Origin of the sequence: Pseudomonas sp. HN2-3 (assembly GCF_020691745.1) — a bacterium.
GTDB classification, from domain to species: Bacteria; Pseudomonadota; Gammaproteobacteria; order Pseudomonadales; family Pseudomonadaceae; genus Aquipseudomonas; species Aquipseudomonas capeferrum.
Map to the genome: position 1 here is coordinate 3,542,409 of NZ_CP085704.1, position 15,333 is coordinate 3,557,741.

Sequence of the window (15,333 nt, forward strand, 5' to 3'; positions counted from 1 at the left end):
GCCTCTGAAAGGCAGAATCTGCCGAGCCGGTCATGGCGCATTCACGGAAACAACAGCGATTCATCCTGTTTGGGCTGCTCCCAAGCGCTTTATGGAATATCCTTGCACCACGCAATCAACTTCGAAGCAGTGAATTGAACGATGGGTTTTGAACAACTAGCTGAGCTACGTGACCGCCTCAGGTCGGAAAAACAACAGGTCAAGGCCGATAGCGCGAAACACCCCAAGCGCAAGCCTTCCCCGCAGGCGAAGCCTCGTGCCCAGGATCCGGCGGTGGAAGCGATCTGGCCATTGCAGAAGCATTTTCCGTTGGCCTTCCCTGTCAACCCTGCCCCCAAGGTGCCGCTCAAGGAGGGTATTTTCAAGGATGCCGAGCAACACCTGGAGCTGCTGGGTCTGACCCGCGAGCAGCTTAAGCTGGGCATCTCTACCTGGTGTCGCGGAGCTCGATACTGGGCAAGCATGGTGGAGGGTGCGCCGCGTTTGGACTTGAGTGGACAACCCTCTGGCACCGTGACCGCCGCACAGGCGCTGCACGCGAAGCAACAAGCTTCGCGGCAACGCAGCCAGGGCCGACGTGATCGTATGAAGCCAAAAGCGAGCGCCCCGGCCACTGCCGCCGATACCACAGCGCAACAGACTACAGACTGAGTTCAGTCGCGCTCAGCCCGGTCAGGCGGCTCTCTTTGCCTGCTGTTCCAGGTGCACCTGCAATGTCGGATCGATTTGCAGTGCGCCGGCCAGCTCGTCAAGGTAGGCCCGCTCTGCGGGCTGCTGGTCATCCACCAGCATCACACTGGCCAAGTACATTTCCGCGGCCATGGCCGGGTCCTGAGCCGACTGTGCCACTTCTGCAGCATCGAGTGGCTTGCTGACTTCCTCATCCAGCCATTGCTGCAGCTGCGGGTCGCTGGTGTGACGTTTGATTTCGGCGTAGATCAACTGTTGTTCTTGCTCGTCGATGCGACCGTCGGCCTTGGCTGCCGCAATCAGCGCGCGCAAGATCGCATGGCTGTGGTCTTCGGCCTCGGGGCCGCTCAATTGATCCACAGTGCGCACAGCTTGTTGCGGAGCGGCCGCCTGGCTGCGCTGCCAGCTTTGATAGGCCTGGTAAGCCATCATGCCCAACGACGCCAGGGCCGCATAATTGACGCCACCTGCGGAGCGCCCTTGGCTATTGCCGCCCGCGCTGCTGCCCCCACGGCCACCCAACAGGCCGCCCAGTAAACCACCCAGGCCACCGCCGCCGTCCGTTGCATTGCCGCCGCCAAGCAAACCGCCCAGCAAACCACCCAGGCCGTCTTGCGACGACATGCTGCCACTGCCTTGTTGCGCCCGTGAGCCCTGCCCGGCGCGAAGTAACTGTTCGAGTAAATCACTAGTGTTCATGGCACCGCCCTCGGTCGGTAGTCGTTGCCCAACCCAGCAACGATAGCCCCCTCAAGGTGATCCGCCATGACCGTTTGGCCGACGGGTGGCCTGGGGAGTACCGAGCAGTCAGGTAGACTGCGCTGCTTGCGTCAACCTCTGCATCACCTGCGCAACCATCTGCTCAGCACTACTCACGCCATCCACCCGTAAAACCGCAGACGTCCGCGCCGCCAACCACGCCTCATGCCACGCCCGGTTGCGGCCAGAAAAGCTCGGGTCGTCATACTGCGAAGCCCATTCGCGGAAGGCCACATGGATCGCGTGCATGTCACCGCCCGGTGCAATCCGCTCGCCAAAGCGCGCCTTTTCACGTGCGGCCAGCCGCTCAAGGCGAACCGGCGTTGGTGTGACAACGAACACCGTAAGGTCTACAGTGGCAACCAGCGCATCGCCCCAGCCCAGGCACGAACCGGTCAGCACCCAATCGTCGCCACCCAGCCTTTGCTGCAACAAAGCCACGCGCTCATCGACAGGCCGCTTGGTGGTAAATTGAGGGTTGGTGGGCATCCAGTAAAAATCGTCGACATCGACATGCTGCAAGCCGAGCTGCCTTGCGAGGTTTTGACCCAGCGTGGTCACACCGGCGCACGATGCCCCTGTAATGTAGATACGCAATTTATCCTCCATGAATGTAAGCCGAATTCGGGGCCGCACCATACACCATAGCCCTCGGCAGCAAACAGCAGGCGCTCTGCACTGGGCGTCTTATCGATCGTACTGATGATTACTATCGAGCCGCGCGCCTGTGTGGTGGCGCCAACCCCCTCGTATAATCGCCTTCAATTTTCGCCCTCTCCTCGCCTGCTGCAGGCGACATCCCCCTTGGAACCCAGCATCATGCCAAGCGACAGCCAGGCCCCTAGCGGCCTTCCCGAACATAACCAACAAAGCGTCAAACAGCAGTGGCTGGCGATTCTTTCGGTCGCCGTGGGTGCCTTCGCCCTGGTCACCAGTGAGTTTCTGCCGGTGGGCGTGCTCAACGACGTTGCCAGCGACCTCGGCATCAGCGCAGGCCAGGCCGGCCTGATGGTGACCCTGCCCGGCATCATGGCCGCCCTCGCCGCCCCTTTGCTGTCGGTGGGCATTGGCGCCATGGACCGCCGTTACCTGCTGATCGGCCTGACGCTGATCATGATCATCGCCAACGCGGTGGTGGCCTACGCCAGTGACTTCAGCCTGCTGCTGTTCGGCCGCGTCCTGCTGGGCGTCAGCATCGGCGGTTTCTGGGCCACGGCCATTGCCCTCAGCGGCCGCCTGGCACCCAAAGGCGTGGGCGTTGCCCAGGCCACCTCGATCATCATGGTCGGGGTAACCCTGGCCACCGTGCTGGGCGTGCCCGTGGGCACCTGGCTGAGTGGCCTGATGGGCTGGCGCATGACCTTCCTGGTTACCGCGCTGGTGGGCGTGCCGGTGCTGCTGGCGCAGGTCCTGCTGCTACCGCGGCTCAACCCGGACAAGGCCATCCGCATCAGTGACCTGCCGGCCCTGTTCATCAACCCACAAGCGCGGGTTGGGTTGATTGCGGTATTGCTGATTGGCCTGGCGCACTTTGCCGCGTACACCTATGTGGCACCCTTCTTCAAACAGAACGCCGGCTTCGATGGGCCGACGATTGGCTCGCTGCTGTTGCTGTATGGCGTGGCCGGGGTAATCGGCAACATCTTCGCCGGCTTCGCCGCCAACCGCAGCGTGCGCCACACCCTGATGCTGGTGGCCGTGATGATTGGCGTCAGCACCGCCCTGTTCCCCCACTTCGCCACGGGCATGACCGGCGCTGCAATGCTGATCGCACTGTGGGGCTTCGCCTTCGGCGCCTTCCCGGCGTGCGCCAGTATCTGGATGTTTGTGGTCGCGCCCAAGGATGTCGAACGCGGCATGCCCCTGTTCGTGGCGATGTTCCAGGTGATTATTGCGCTGGGCTCGTTCTTTGGCGGGCAGATCGTCGACCAGTTGGGCAGCTCGGTGCTGTTGAGCCTGGCCACGGTGCTGGTGGGCTGCGGCTTTGTCACAGTGCTGGTGTTGGGGCGTAGCGTCACTAACCGATTGGCCGTTCAGCCCTGCTGACAGGCCGCAGTAAAAAACCGGCATCAATCCGCGAGCGGGTACTCACCCGCTCCGGTTCAACTGGGGCAACCTGCCGCTGGTCGACAGCACGGGCGATGGAGCGCCGCGCAACGTGACGGCGTCGGTGACCTGGAAGTATTGATCGGGGGTTTGCTTTTCAGTGATGAATAATCAGATTTAACCCCTTCCTTGTAGGCCTTTTCCCAAACATACTCCTGCCGCCTTTTTTCCGTTGCGGCCGCTCAGGCACCGCTCTAGTCTCGGCCTGTCGCTGCAAACAGCGATCGGCTTTGACAGGCCGCGACGGTACATGGCACAGCTCGTCCTTATGGCGGCTGTACGTGCGGGCACGCTTGCGTGCGCCGGAACTTGCTATGTCCGCCGGTCTGTCAACCCACGTCCAGCTGCCACCCTTCTGTTTGACAGCAGGCAGGTGACCGCATCTCTAAAAGGACGTAGTCATGCTCAAGATCGTTCCCGATCCACCCCACAACCACCACTCTCTCGAAGACACCCTCATCCTGGCTGCGGACTACGCGTTGTGCGCACAGACCGTGGCCCATCAGGCGATTCTGCTGCAGCCCAAATCACCCGTGTCGATCCTGATGATGACGACCATGCATGAGCTGGAGGCGCTGCGTGTGCTGCTTGAGTCGGCGTTGATTCAGGTGCAGATGCCTGCCGAGCCGCGTACTCAGCATTAATGCCTATTGATGTGATGTGTTGCCTGGTCTGGCCTCTTCGCGGGGCAAGCCCGCTACCACAAGTACACATCAGGCTCGAGTCTGTGGTGATCCTGTGGGAGCGGGCTTGCCCCGCGAAAAGGCCAGACCAGGCTGCAAAACTTCAGCGCATTGGCCAAGCCGCTGATGGACGACGCGGAACTGGGCATGATGCATTGAGGCCCGTGTAGACTAGTGTGGTGTTTCAGAATACCAATGAAATTACGTGCCCAAGGCCTGTCCTGGACGGATGACTGGGGCCAGAATGGCCTCCGCTTTTTAAGGGGGGGGTGGATGCCTGGAGATTGTATATGGGGCCACAAGGTGCCTGGCTTGGCATTTTCAGCGCCTATCAGATCGAGCGCCGCCCCACCTCCAAACCCAAGACAGGCGCCTAGCCACCATCACCCTATCTCCCGACAAGCACATAGCGGCCCCACATTGGATAACCTCAAGCACAAAGCGGCCAATGATTCAGAGCGGGTTCCAGAAATGCTTCAACAGTCTCAGGCCCTGTGGGAGCAATACGCCGAGGCGGAATGCAATGGGTGATACGAACAGAGTATCGCTGGGACTATTCGGGGTTCCGTTTCGCAATATTGCAGATACCGCATGGCCCTCCAGCGCCTGACTGAATTGGACGAATGGTGAGTGGTCAGATTTTTTACCGTACAAGGATGTCACGATCATCGCCACCGCCATCATGAAGATGGCTAAAGCCCCTGTGAAATCAATTCAGTACCCCTCGATCAGGCCCCAACCTAGAATACGTCTCAACTAGAGAGCCTATAAATATTCGAGTGGGACAGCCGACCATGACGAACACAGATTTCAACTTTTCCATCAAGACCATTCGTTTCGACGAACATTATCACCCCGCCGAAAACACACGCCTCACGACCAACTTCGCCAATCTGGCGAGGGGCGCGAGCCGCCAGGAAAACTTGCGCAACACCCTGGGGATGATCGACAACCGCTTCAACGCCCTGGCGCATTGGGACAACCCAAAAGGCGACCGTTACAGCGTCGAGCTTGAGATAATTTCCGTCGCGATGACGATCGATGCTGAACGCAGCGATCACGCCCTGCCCTTGATTGAAATATTGAAAACCCACATCGTCGACCGAAAAACCGGCGAGCGCATCGCCGGCATGGTGGGGAATAATTTTTCGTCCTACATGCGCGATTACGACTTCAGCGTACTGCTACTGGGGCACAACAAGAACCAGCCAGCGTTCAGCACACCTGAGCATTTTGGCGAGCTGCATGGCAAGCTGTTCAAGCGCTTCGTGAACTCCGCCACCTACAAACAGCACTTTGACAAGCCCCCGGTCATCTGCCTGAGCGTGTCGAGCAGCAAAACTTACCATCGCACTGAAAACCAGCACCCGGTGCTGGGCTTTGAATACCAGCAAGATGAATATTCCTTGACCGATGAATACTTCGGGAAGATGGGATTGAAAGTGCGTTACTTCATGCCTGCGAACAGCGCTGCGCCGTTGGCTTTCTATTTTTCCGGCGATTTGCTCAGTGACTACAGCAACCTTGAGCTGATCAGCACCATCAGCACCATGGATACCTTCCAGAAAATCTACCGCCCCGAAATCTACAATGCCAACTCGGTGGCAGGAAAGTCCTACCAGCCCAGCTTGAAGCACGAAGATTATTCGCTGACACGCATTGTTTATGATCGGGAAGAACGTAGCCGGCTGGCTATTGAACAGGGACGATTTGTCGAAGAGCACTTCATCAAACCTTACCACGCCATGCTTGAGCAGTGGTCCGCCCACTACGCTTCCTGACTTACGCAAATACAAGGTCTTCTTTCATGAAAAAGCTGTTACCCACGTCGACTGCCGGCAGTTTGCCTAAACCCTCTTGGCTCGCACAACCCGAGACACTTTGGTCCCCCTGGAAGTTGCAGGACGAGGCGTTGACCGAAGGCAAACAGGATGCACTGCGCCTGTCATTGCAAGAGCAGCAACACGCCGGCATTGATATCGTCAGTGATGGCGAGCAAACGCGCCAACACTTTGTGACGACCTTCATCGAGCACCTCAGCGGCGTTGATTTCGAGAAACGTGAAACCGTGCGCATCCGCGATCGCTACGACGCAAGCGTACCGACGGTGGTGGGTGCTGTCGCTCGGCAAAAGCCAGTGTTTGTAGAAGATGCCAAGTTTTTGCGTCAGCAAACCCGGCAGCCCATCAAATGGGCGCTGCCAGGCCCCATGACCATGATTGATACGCTGTACGACAACCATTACAAAAGCCGCGAAAAACTGGCGTGGGAATTCGCCAAGATTCTCAACCAGGAAGCCCTTGAGCTAGAGGCTGCCGGTGTGGACATCATCCAGTTCGATGAACCCGCCTTCAATGTCTTCTTCGACGAAGTCAATGACTGGGGTGTGGCCACGCTGGAAAGGGCCATTGAAGGCCTCACGTGTGAAACGGCCGTGCATATTTGTTATGGCTATGGCATCAAAGCCAACACCGACTGGAAAAAGACCCTGGGCAGTGAGTGGCGCCAATATGAAGAAGCGTTCCCCAAACTGCAAAAATCCAGCATCGATATCATCTCGCTGGAATGCCACAACTCGCACGTCCCGCTGGACCTGATGGCGCTCATTCGCGGTAAGAAAGTGATGGTAGGCGCCATTGACGTGGCAAACCACACCATTGAAACCCCCGAGGAAGTCGCTGCTACCCTGCGCAAAGCACTGCAATTTGTAGATGCCGACAAACTCTACCCGTGCACCAACTGTGGTATGGCCCCCTTACCTCGCCAGGTCGCCAGGGGCAAGTTGAATGCGCTGAGTGCAGGCGCAGACATCGTGCGCAGAGAACTCCTGGCCCATTAAAGGCCCCCTCACGTCAGGACCTACCATGTCACTTCCCAGTACTGTCATCGCGCCATCGAGCTTTCGCGAAGCGCTCGGGCACTACGCGTCCGGTATCACGGTGATCACCTCGCTCATTGATGGCGCGCCGATTGGCTTCACCTGCCAGTCGTTCTATAGCGTGTCGATGAGCCCGCCGCTGGTGTCATTCAGCGTGATGGCCAGTTCGGCCAGCTACCCCGGCATTCGCCAGGCGGGCCGCTTCGCGGTCAATATCCTTTCGGGTGAACAGGTGGGGATTTCCAACCAGTTCGCCCGCAAAGGCGCGGACAAATGGCATGGGGTCAAGTGGCAGGCGTCGCCGCTGGGTAATCCGGTCATTGCCGGCAGCCTGCACTGGCTGGATTGCGAGATTCACGCCGAACACGCAGCCGGTGACCACGTGATCGTGATTGGCGAAGTGAAAGCGCTGAACGTGCAGGACGCCGCAGCTACGCAACCCTTGCTGTATTTCAAAGGACAATATTGCAACCTCGCCGCGCATTGCGCGGTTTGAGCGTTGCCCTCTTCTCATGATCGACTTGAGACACCTACGCACCCTTCATGCCCTGCGCGAAACGGACAGCCTACCCGAGGCCGCCGAGTTCCTGCACCTGACGCAATCGGCGCTGTCGCACCAGTTCCGGGAGCTGGAAAGTCGCCTCGGCATGCCCGTGTTCGTGCGCAAGTCCAAGCCGGTGCGCTTCACCACGGCCGGCCTCAAGCTGTTGCAACTGGCCGACCAGGTGCTGCCGCTGATTCGCACCACGGAGCGCAAGCTGAGCAAACTGGCTGGCGGTACGGCCGACCGGCTGCACATCGCCATCGAGTGCCACAGTTGCTACCAATGGCTGATGCCCTCGGTGGACGATTTCCGCGAGGTATGGCCAGAGGTTGAACTGGACCTGGCCTCAGGGTTGTCGTTCGCGCCACTGCCGGCCCTGGAACGGGGGGACCTCGACCTGGTGGTGACCTCCGACCCGGTGACCTTGCCAGGTATCACCTACGTACCACTGTTCGGCTACGAGGCAATGCTGGCCATTGACAAGCACCATCCCCTGCGCGAAAAGCCCTACCTGGAACCCGCCGACATCGCCAGCCAGACCCTGATCACATACCCGATCGAGCGCAACCGCCTGGACATCTTCACCCGCTTCTTCGACCCCGCCGACCTCGAGCCCGCCCAGGTACGCACCGCCGAGATGACCGTGATGATGATGCAGCTGGTGGCAAGCGGCCGCGGGGTTTGCTGCCTGCCGAACTGGGCGGTGCATGAATACACCTCGCGCGGCTATGTCATTGCCAAGCGCCTGGGCGAGAAAGGGCTACAGGCCACGCTATTCGCGGCGGTTCGCAGCGATATGCTGGAAATGCCTTACATGAGGGACTTCCTGCTTACAGCAAAAGACATTTCCTTTGCGACTTTGGAGGGTGTCAATGCGGTGTAAGGCCCGTTGCCTGATAGCTATGGCTCGTAAGCTGTTGCTCAACACAGGCTAGTGTGGTGTTTCAGAAATACCAATTAAGATTACTTACCTAGGGCCCTTTCCGCACGGGCGACTGAGGCCAAAATGACCTCGGCTTTTTTATGGTCTTCACGGAATGTTGGGGAAGTGGGGCTGCCATGTGCTTGTCGGGGTATAGGGTGAGGGCAGCTAGGTGCCCTCACCCTATACCCTGACACGGCTCACCATCGGCAGTCCATTTTGTGGGAGCGGGCTTGCCCCGCGAAGAGGCCGAGCCAGAAAATGGGGTTGACTGGCACGGGCTACGCCCGTGTTCGCGGGGCTAGCCCGCTCCCACAGACGGCAGGAAGAACGACTACGGCCAGGCGTAGGCAGCATGTGAGCCGCCCTAGCCGTCCCCCTCCTGCACAGTAACCCTCACCCCCGTGCTTGCAATTTCGTACTCGGATTCAGAAATCCTACGCACCGCCCCACCAAACTGCATCTCGAAATGCTTCAGCCCTTCATGCCGAATCATGCCGTTTGGCGAGCGTTCAATCGTCTCGTCCTGATAAATGTTGATCACGTAGACCACGTTGTCCGTACCCACCCCGACGATCTTCCCAACATATTTATCTGCCATGTCCGCACTCCCTGAGTAAACCCCACAGTTGCTGCAACTGAGATGCTGACTGTTCAAGGATGTGCGCAATGGCGGTAAGGGTCTGTACGCTACCGAACAGACCCCTCACGTCATTCTGCCAGCCGACGCCGAAGACGCAGGGCTGGATGTTATCCTCGACACTTCAACCCGTTTGGCGGTATTGGACGGCGAACGAAGGACAAAAGGAAAATGTCATGCGCACACGCACCCTCCTCGCGGCAATCGGTACCGCTTTCACCTTGATCTCAGCCCCGGCATCAGCCACCCAGCCCGCATCGCAGGCGTCGGCAACGTTGAGCAAAGACCGCATCTCGGTAACCGTTGAGGGCGCCGGCCCGGATGTCATCCTGATCCCGGGCTTGGCGTCTTCCCGCGAAGTGTGGCAAGACCTGGCCGCCAGGCTAAAGCATAGCTACCGCCTGCACCTGGTGCAGGTCGCAGGCTTTGCTGGAGCACCGGCCGTCTCCAACCCGCAAGGCAACGTGGCCGCCCCAACGGCCGAGGCCATCGCTGACTACATCCGCACCCAGCACCTCAAGGCCCCGGTGATCATTGGCCACTCGCTGGGTGGCGAGGTGGCGCTGATGCTCGGTGCGCGTCATCCCGACCAGGTCGCACGCCTGATGATCGTCGATGCCCTGCCCTTCTACACCCTGCTGATGGACCCCGCCGCCACTCGCGAAACTGCCGCACCGCATGCGGCGGCGTTCCGTGATGCGCTGCTGGCGTCACCGCCGGCGCAAACCGAGGCCATGCAGCGCGCCTCCATAGCCCGCCTGGCAAAAAGCGAAGCGGCCAGGCCTGCACTGCTCGCGGCGGCATTAGGCTCGGACCGGCAGACCACGGCCGATGCCACCTATGAACTGATGACCACCGACCTGCGCCCTGAGCTCGGTCGCATCCAGGTGCCGGTAGAAGTCGTCTATGCCTACGACCCTCTCTACGGCATACCCGCTGCCAACGTCGAGGCCACCTTCCGCAACGCCTACGCCACCACCCCGCACATCCGCTTCAAGCGCATCGACGACAGCTTCCACTTCGTCATGCTCGACCAGCCACAGGCGTTCGCCAACGCGGTCACCGATTTTCTGAAACCGTAGCGTTTGCCACAGCCGTTCAGCGCTTGAGCAGGGCAATGAAAAACAACCCGCCAAGCGCTGCGGTGGCAATGCCGATGGGCAAGTCTTGCGGGGCGATCAAGGTGCGTGCAGCCACATCCACCCAAACCAGAAAAATCGCCCCAAGCAGTGCACTGACCGGCATCAGCCGGCGGTTTTCCGCGCCCACCAGCGCCCGCGCCATGTGCGGCACCATCAGGCCGACGAAGCCGATGGCGCCCGACAGCGATACCAGTACGCCGGTCAGCAGCGAGGTGCAGGTGAACACCTGCAGGCGCAGGCGTCGGCCGTTGAAACCCAGGCTCAGCGCCGTCTGCTCACCACTCATCAGCGCATTCAGGCCGCGCCCCAACATTTGCAGCGTGACCAGCCCCAGCACCACGCACAGCGCCGGCAGCCAGATGACATGCCAGCGCGCCGCGCCCAGGCCACCCAGCATCCAGAACACCACCGAAGCGGCGGCATGCTGATCGCCCGTGTACAACAGCAGGTTGACCACCGCCATCAGCACGAACGACACGGCGACGCCCGCCAACAGCAGGCGGTCGGTTTCCATGCGGCCATTGCGCCGGGCCACGCCGATCACCAGCAACATGCTCGCCGCCGCGCCCATGAACGCCGCCAGTGGCAAGCTGAAGACCCCGATGAATTCGCCCAGGTAGAGCATCACCAGCACTGCCCCCAGCGCCGCCCCCGAGCTGACACCCAACAGGTGCGGGTCTGCCAGGGGGTTGCGGGTCACGGCTTGCAGCGCGCTGCCGACCAGCGCCAGGCCGGCACCCACCAAAGCCCCCAGCAACACCCGGGGCGCGCGGATCAGCCAGATGATATGGGCCTGGCTCTGGCTCCACTCACCCGGCATGTCGATGCCCAGTTGCTGGCCGACAATACCGGCAACCTTGGCCAGCGGCACCGACGCGGGGCCAAAGGCAAGCGCGATCAGGCACGACAGCAGCAACACGACGCTCAGCAGCACGATCAGCCACCGGTACGCCGCAGTGCTGTGCCCAACCCTCATCGGGCAGCACCTTGGAGCAACGGGGGATGCAATGCATCGGCAAGCTTTTCGATGGCCACTGCGTTCTCCACGGACGGCGTCACCTCTAGGTAGGTCAGCACAATGAAGCGCTGATCACGAATCGCCCGCACGTCTTTCAACGCAGGTTGGCGCACCAGGAAGTCGCGCTTCTGCTGCCAACTGCTGGGGCCGTAGTCGACGATCAGAATGACCTCCGGGTCGCGCTCCACCACGCTTTCCCAGTTCACCTCGGTCCAGCTGGCGGCCACATCGTCCATCACGTTGCGCCCGCCGGCGGCTTCGATCAGGGCCTGGGGCACGCCAAGCCTTCCCGAGGTGGTGGGGCGGTCTTCGCCACTGTCGTAAAGGAACACCCGTGGCATGTACCGCGCCTGCCCGACCCGATGCTGCACTTCACCGATACGCGCGCGCATGCTGGCGATCACGCGGTCGGCCTGGGGCTCGACCGAGAATATCCGCCCCAGGTTGCCCAGGTCGCGGTAGACATCGTCCAGGCTGGCCCGCTGCTGGGCCATGACCCACGAGCACGACTCGCTCAGCTCGTACACCGGGATGGCAAATGGCGCAAGGGTGCTGGGGGTCACCGGGCCGCCAACCTGCATGCCGTAGTTCCAGCCGGCAAAAAACAGATCGGCTTCAGCCGCCAGCAAGGTTTCGATGGCCGGGTAGCGGCTGGCCAGCTGCGGCACGCCCTGCAGCGCCGTGTCCAGCCACGGGTCGCGGTGCTTGCGGGCGCTGAAACCGGTGTAGCCGACGATGCGCTCGCGCAGCCCGAGGTGCAGCAGCATTGCGCTCATGTTCACATCGTGCACCACCACCCGCTGCGGTGCCTGGGTGAACGTCACGTCGCGGTCACAGCTGCGCACGCTCAAGGGGTAGTCGCTGGCCGTGGCAGGCAGCGCGGTCAGGATCGACAGCAAGCCGATCAGGTAGCGAAGGGTCATGGTCGTGTGATCCAGGTAATACGTGGGTAAGTGTGCAGGGGGTGGCGGTCGACCAGCGCCTCGACACCGAAGACCTGCCTGAGCAGGCCGGGGGTCAGCACCGCTTGCGGCGTACCGCTGGCAACAAGGCGTCCGCCGTCGATGACGTACAGCCGATCACAGAACGCGGCCGCCAAGTTAAGGTCATGAAAGCTGGCCAGAATGCTCAGGCCCAGGCTGCGCAGGTGCTGGAGCAGCTCCAGCTGGTAGCGTGGGTCCAGGTGGTTGGTCGGCTCATCGAGCATCAGCAACTGCGGTGCCTGCACCAAGGCCCGGGCCAGCAGCACGCGCTGTTTCTCGCCTCCTGACAGGCTGGCAAACGCCCGCTCGCGCTGCTCGGCAAGGCCCACCTGCGCAAGTGCCTGCACCACGTGCCGGGCATCCTCGGCACTGTCGCCATCGAACAGGCCCTTGTGCGGCGCGCGGCCCATGGCAACCACCTCGGCAACGCTCAAGCCGAACTCATCGGGAAACTCCTGCAGCACCACCGCGATGCGTTGTGCGCACCATCGCGCGCTGCGCTGCCAGATGTCATCCGCGCCAAGGCTCACCCGGCCTTGGTCAGGTGGGTTGGCGCGGTAGGCGCAGCGCAGCAGGCTGGTCTTGCCGCTGCCATTGGGGCCGATCAGGCCGACGAACTCGCCCGGCCCCACGTGCAGGTCCACGCCTTGCAACAGCGGGCGCGGTGCCCGCCCCCGTTCCTGCGGGGCCCAGGCGAGGGCCTCGATGTGCAGTTGCGTCATGGGCATCACCTCCAGGAGGCACCGGCCAATGGCCGGTGCGGCAGGCTCAGAAGCTGTAATCAGCCGTGACGAAGAATGAGCGCGGCTCACCCAGGTACCACTGCCGGCCGTTGTTGCCGGTGGTGATGGCGTACTGGCGATCGAACAGGTTGTTCAACTGCAGGCCCAGGGTCAGGTCCGGTTGCACGTGCCAGTCGACAGTGGCGTCGACCACGGTGTAGCTGGGCACCTGAACGGTATTGGCGTTGTCGGCGTAACGGCTGTCGACATAACGCGCCCCGGCACCGGCACTGAAGCGTTGGCCGAAATCCTTGCTCAACCACAGGTTGGCGGAACGGCGAGGCACCTCGGTGGGCTGGTTGCCGGAGTAGTCGTCGGTACCATTGGTAAATTCGTCATACTCCGCCCGCACCCAGGCGGCGTTGGCGGACAGCTGCACGTCGTAGGGCAGGCGCAGTTCGAGGGTGGCTTCGATACCGTCCGACGACTGCTGGCCGACCTGCTGTTGCAGCGTCGGGTTGAGCGGGTCGGTGCTTAGCAGCTTTTTCTTGACGATGTGGTACGCCGCCAAGGTCCACTCCCCTCGCCCCTCGGGCAGCATCTGCTTGATGCCCACTTCGGTTTGCTTGGCGGTGCTCAGGTCCCACTGCTGCTGAGCGGCGTCGAGGGTCAGCAGGTCGCTTACGCCTTCGGTACTGGTGGCGTACTGGCCGTAGACCGACAAGTCCTCGGTAACCGCGAACACCAACCCAGCGCGCCAGTTGTTGCCGGACAAGCTGCGGTCGGTGCGGGTATCGGTATCCAGGTCGTCGCTGTGCAAGTGCACCTGGTCGCGGCGCACACCGGTGATCAGCGACAGGCGCTCGGTCAACTGCGTGCGGTTCTCGGCAAACAGCGAAAACTGCTTGGCCTGGTTGGCTTCGCGCGAGCGGAAGGGGTCGTTGCTGATGTATTCGCCGCCCCCCGACCCCGACAACGGCACCGTATCGGTCAGGGTGTTGCCGAAGTCGTGTTTGCGCACGAAGCGGATCGTGTTGTAGTCGGCGCCCACCACGGTCTGGCTGTCCAGGCCGAACAGCGAGTGTTGCAAGGTGAACGACTGGCGGTCACCGAGCTGTTCCTGGGTCTGCTTGATGCTGATGAAGCTGCTACGGCGCACCTGGTCACCTGGCAACCAGGTGTAGGTCTCGGCGTTGCGCCAGCGACGCTGGGCCTTGAGGAAGTACAACTGGTTGCTGGCGGTCAGGTTGTCGTTGATCACCCAGTCGGTCACCAGGCGCGTGGACTGGTCGTTGTAATGCAGCTCGGCGTTGTCGACGTTGTAGTTGTGGTCGCGCAGCGACTCGCGGTAGTGCCCACCCACCAACGGCGTACCCATGTACTGCTGCGGGTTCTGGTCACCGTAGTCGTGGCTGAGGGTGAAGCTCAGCTCGTCACTGGGCTGCCAGCGCAGCGAGCCGCTGATGGCGAGGCTCTGCGAGTCGCCGCGGTCGACCCAGCCGTTGCTGGCCTGTTTGTTCAGGTTCAGGCGATAGCTCAAGGTATCGGTCAGCGAACCGCCGCTGTCCAGGGCCATCTGCCGGCGGTCATCCGAGCCGTAGCCCAGGCGCAGGTGGTTGCGGATTTCACCCTCGAACGGCTTCTTCGGCACCACGTTGATCACCGCGCCGGTGGCGCCCTCCCCGTACAGCACCGATGCCGGGCCGCGCAGCACATCGATGCGTTCTACCGACCAGGTGTCCACCGGGAAGGTCACCGTGCCGGCGCCTACGTACAGCCGGGTGCCGTCGTACAACTGCATGGTCGAACTGTGCCCGGTAAAACCGCGGGCCGACAACGCCGTGCCGCCGTTGCCGGGGGTACCGATGAAGGTGATGCCGGGCGAACGGGTCACCGCGTCCTGAACTGTTGCGTTGTTGCGCTTGAGGATTTGCTCGGCACTGATGCTGGTCACGCTGGCGGGTGTTTCCAGCGGCGTCAGGCCAAGCCGCGAGCCACTGGTGCCTGGGGTATGCAGGTCGGGCTGCGGGTTGCGCTCGGCCGTGCCGGTAATGTCCGTGGCCGGCAGCGCCAGGGCGTTATCCGCCTCGGCGGCGTGGGCGGCAACGCTAATAAAAACACAGGGCAGCAGGCTTGCATGCAGCAGCGAGCCTGGCAGAGAACTGAACAGCGAATAACGGGACATGTCGTTCCACTTGAAGCAGGAATGAAAGAATCCCGGGGGAACAACGCAAAGGGGCATCGCA

Annotated in this window: 15 protein-coding genes; 8 read left to right on the top strand and 7 right to left on the bottom strand. The window is 61.5% G+C overall.

Annotated elements, in window-relative coordinates; translation table 11 throughout:
* The first annotated feature begins 141 nt into the window (after window positions 1–141).
* Entirely contained in the window at window positions 142–651 is a 510-nt protein-coding gene (locus LJX93_RS16075) for a ProQ/FinO family protein (protein WP_095065522.1), read from the top strand.
* Between the two features lie 21 nt (window positions 652–672).
* Here LJX93_RS16075 and LJX93_RS16080 read toward each other — a convergent pair whose 3' ends face one another.
* Window positions 673–1,389 carry a tellurite resistance TerB family protein gene (locus tag LJX93_RS16080; protein ID WP_033698659.1) on the bottom strand — a complete coding sequence of 239 codons (717 nt, stop codon included), beginning with the start codon at window positions 1,387–1,389 and terminating at the stop codon, window positions 673–675.
* Window positions 1,390–1,497: 108 nt separating this feature from the next.
* Complete coding sequence (locus LJX93_RS16085) at window positions 1,498–2,046, bottom strand: adenylate kinase (protein ID WP_095065560.1); 549 nt, start codon at window positions 2,044–2,046, stop codon at window positions 1,498–1,500.
* A gap of 222 nt (window positions 2,047–2,268) precedes the next feature.
* Here LJX93_RS16085 and LJX93_RS16090 point away from each other — a divergent pair, with 222 nt between their 5' ends.
* From LJX93_RS16090 to LJX93_RS16115, 6 genes are all read left to right on the top strand, one after another.
* Window positions 2,269–3,495: an MFS transporter gene (locus LJX93_RS16090; protein WP_095065562.1), complete on the top strand. Its 1,227-nt coding sequence runs from the start codon at window positions 2,269–2,271 to the stop codon at window positions 3,493–3,495.
* A 461-nt stretch (window positions 3,496–3,956) separates the two neighbouring features.
* Window positions 3,957–4,199, top strand: a complete 243-nt coding sequence (locus tag LJX93_RS16095) for a hypothetical protein (RefSeq protein WP_227696189.1) — start codon at window positions 3,957–3,959, stop codon at window positions 4,197–4,199.
* A gap of 833 nt (window positions 4,200–5,032) precedes the next feature.
* A complete protein-coding gene (locus tag LJX93_RS16100; protein ID WP_227696190.1) occupies window positions 5,033–6,019 on the top strand; it encodes a DUF1852 domain-containing protein in 987 nt (328 codons plus the stop codon).
* Window positions 6,020–6,045: 26 nt separating this feature from the next.
* Window positions 6,046–7,077, top strand: a complete 1,032-nt coding sequence (locus LJX93_RS16105) for a methionine synthase (RefSeq protein ID WP_033698666.1) — start codon at window positions 6,046–6,048, stop codon at window positions 7,075–7,077.
* A 25-nt stretch (window positions 7,078–7,102) separates the two neighbouring features.
* Window positions 7,103–7,612 carry a flavin reductase family protein gene (locus tag LJX93_RS16110; RefSeq protein WP_033698668.1) on the top strand — a complete coding sequence of 170 codons (510 nt, stop codon included), beginning with the start codon at window positions 7,103–7,105 and terminating at the stop codon, window positions 7,610–7,612.
* A gap of 16 nt (window positions 7,613–7,628) precedes the next feature.
* A complete protein-coding gene (locus LJX93_RS16115; protein ID WP_095065527.1) occupies window positions 7,629–8,543 on the top strand; it encodes a LysR family transcriptional regulator in 915 nt (304 codons plus the stop codon).
* Window positions 8,544–8,949: 406 nt separating this feature from the next.
* Here LJX93_RS16115 and LJX93_RS16120 read toward each other — a convergent pair whose 3' ends face one another.
* Window positions 8,950–9,183, bottom strand: coding sequence for a hypothetical protein (locus LJX93_RS16120; RefSeq protein WP_095065529.1), 234 nt, complete (start codon window positions 9,181–9,183; stop codon window positions 8,950–8,952).
* A gap of 215 nt (window positions 9,184–9,398) precedes the next feature.
* Between LJX93_RS16120 and LJX93_RS16125 the strand changes: the two genes are divergently transcribed.
* The gene (locus tag LJX93_RS16125; RefSeq protein WP_047583784.1) at window positions 9,399–10,304 is read left to right on the top strand and encodes an alpha/beta fold hydrolase; all 906 of its coding nucleotides are present in this window, start codon (window positions 9,399–9,401) and stop codon (window positions 10,302–10,304) included.
* A gap of 16 nt (window positions 10,305–10,320) precedes the next feature.
* Here LJX93_RS16125 and LJX93_RS16130 read toward each other — a convergent pair whose 3' ends face one another.
* Genes LJX93_RS16130 through LJX93_RS16145 form a run of 4 tightly spaced genes read right to left on the bottom strand, consistent with a single transcriptional unit; the run spans window position 10,321 to window position 15,272 of the window.
* A complete protein-coding gene (locus LJX93_RS16130) occupies window positions 10,321–11,340 on the bottom strand; it encodes a FecCD family ABC transporter permease (RefSeq protein ID WP_047583783.1) in 1,020 nt (339 codons plus the stop codon).
* Complete coding sequence (locus LJX93_RS16135) at window positions 11,337–12,305, bottom strand: ABC transporter substrate-binding protein (protein WP_033698675.1); 969 nt, start codon at window positions 12,303–12,305, stop codon at window positions 11,337–11,339. Before LJX93_RS16135 ends, LJX93_RS16130 begins: the two co-directional genes overlap by 4 nt.
* Window positions 12,302–13,087: an ABC transporter ATP-binding protein gene (locus tag LJX93_RS16140; RefSeq protein ID WP_047583782.1), complete on the bottom strand. Its 786-nt coding sequence runs from the start codon at window positions 13,085–13,087 to the stop codon at window positions 12,302–12,304. The genes LJX93_RS16135 and LJX93_RS16140 overlap by 4 nt, the downstream gene beginning before the upstream one ends.
* A gap of 46 nt (window positions 13,088–13,133) precedes the next feature.
* Window positions 13,134–15,272 carry a TonB-dependent receptor gene (locus tag LJX93_RS16145; protein WP_033698677.1) on the bottom strand — a complete coding sequence of 713 codons (2,139 nt, stop codon included), beginning with the start codon at window positions 15,270–15,272 and terminating at the stop codon, window positions 13,134–13,136.
* Between the last annotated feature and the right edge of the window lie 61 nt (window positions 15,273–15,333).

What these genes read in the sequence shown, in the direction of transcription:
- LJX93_RS16075 (WP_095065522.1), top strand. Translation starts at nt 142, where the DNA reads ATGGGTTTTGAACAACTAGCTGAGCTACGTGACCGCCTCAGGTCGGAA.
- LJX93_RS16080 (WP_033698659.1), bottom strand. Translation starts at nt 1,389, where the DNA reads ATGAACACTAGTGATTTACTCGAACAGTTACTTCGCGCCGGGCAGGGC.
- LJX93_RS16090 (WP_095065562.1), top strand. Translation starts at nt 2,269, where the DNA reads ATGCCAAGCGACAGCCAGGCCCCTAGCGGCCTTCCCGAACATAACCAA.
- LJX93_RS16095 (WP_227696189.1), top strand. Translation starts at nt 3,957, where the DNA reads ATGCTCAAGATCGTTCCCGATCCACCCCACAACCACCACTCTCTCGAA.
- LJX93_RS16100 (WP_227696190.1), top strand. Translation starts at nt 5,033, where the DNA reads ATGACGAACACAGATTTCAACTTTTCCATCAAGACCATTCGTTTCGAC.
- LJX93_RS16105 (WP_033698666.1), top strand. Translation starts at nt 6,046, where the DNA reads ATGAAAAAGCTGTTACCCACGTCGACTGCCGGCAGTTTGCCTAAACCC.
- LJX93_RS16110 (WP_033698668.1), top strand. Translation starts at nt 7,103, where the DNA reads ATGTCACTTCCCAGTACTGTCATCGCGCCATCGAGCTTTCGCGAAGCG.
- LJX93_RS16115 (WP_095065527.1), top strand. Translation starts at nt 7,629, where the DNA reads ATGATCGACTTGAGACACCTACGCACCCTTCATGCCCTGCGCGAAACG.
- LJX93_RS16120 (WP_095065529.1), bottom strand. Translation starts at nt 9,183, where the DNA reads ATGGCAGATAAATATGTTGGGAAGATCGTCGGGGTGGGTACGGACAAC.
- LJX93_RS16125 (WP_047583784.1), top strand. Translation starts at nt 9,399, where the DNA reads ATGCGCACACGCACCCTCCTCGCGGCAATCGGTACCGCTTTCACCTTG.
- LJX93_RS16130 (WP_047583783.1), bottom strand. Translation starts at nt 11,340, where the DNA reads ATGAGGGTTGGGCACAGCACTGCGGCGTACCGGTGGCTGATCGTGCTG.
- LJX93_RS16135 (WP_033698675.1), bottom strand. Translation starts at nt 12,305, where the DNA reads ATGACCCTTCGCTACCTGATCGGCTTGCTGTCGATCCTGACCGCGCTG.
- LJX93_RS16140 (WP_047583782.1), bottom strand. Translation starts at nt 13,087, where the DNA reads ATGACGCAACTGCACATCGAGGCCCTCGCCTGGGCCCCGCAGGAACGG.
- LJX93_RS16145 (WP_033698677.1), bottom strand. Translation starts at nt 15,272, where the DNA reads ATGTCCCGTTATTCGCTGTTCAGTTCTCTGCCAGGCTCGCTGCTGCAT.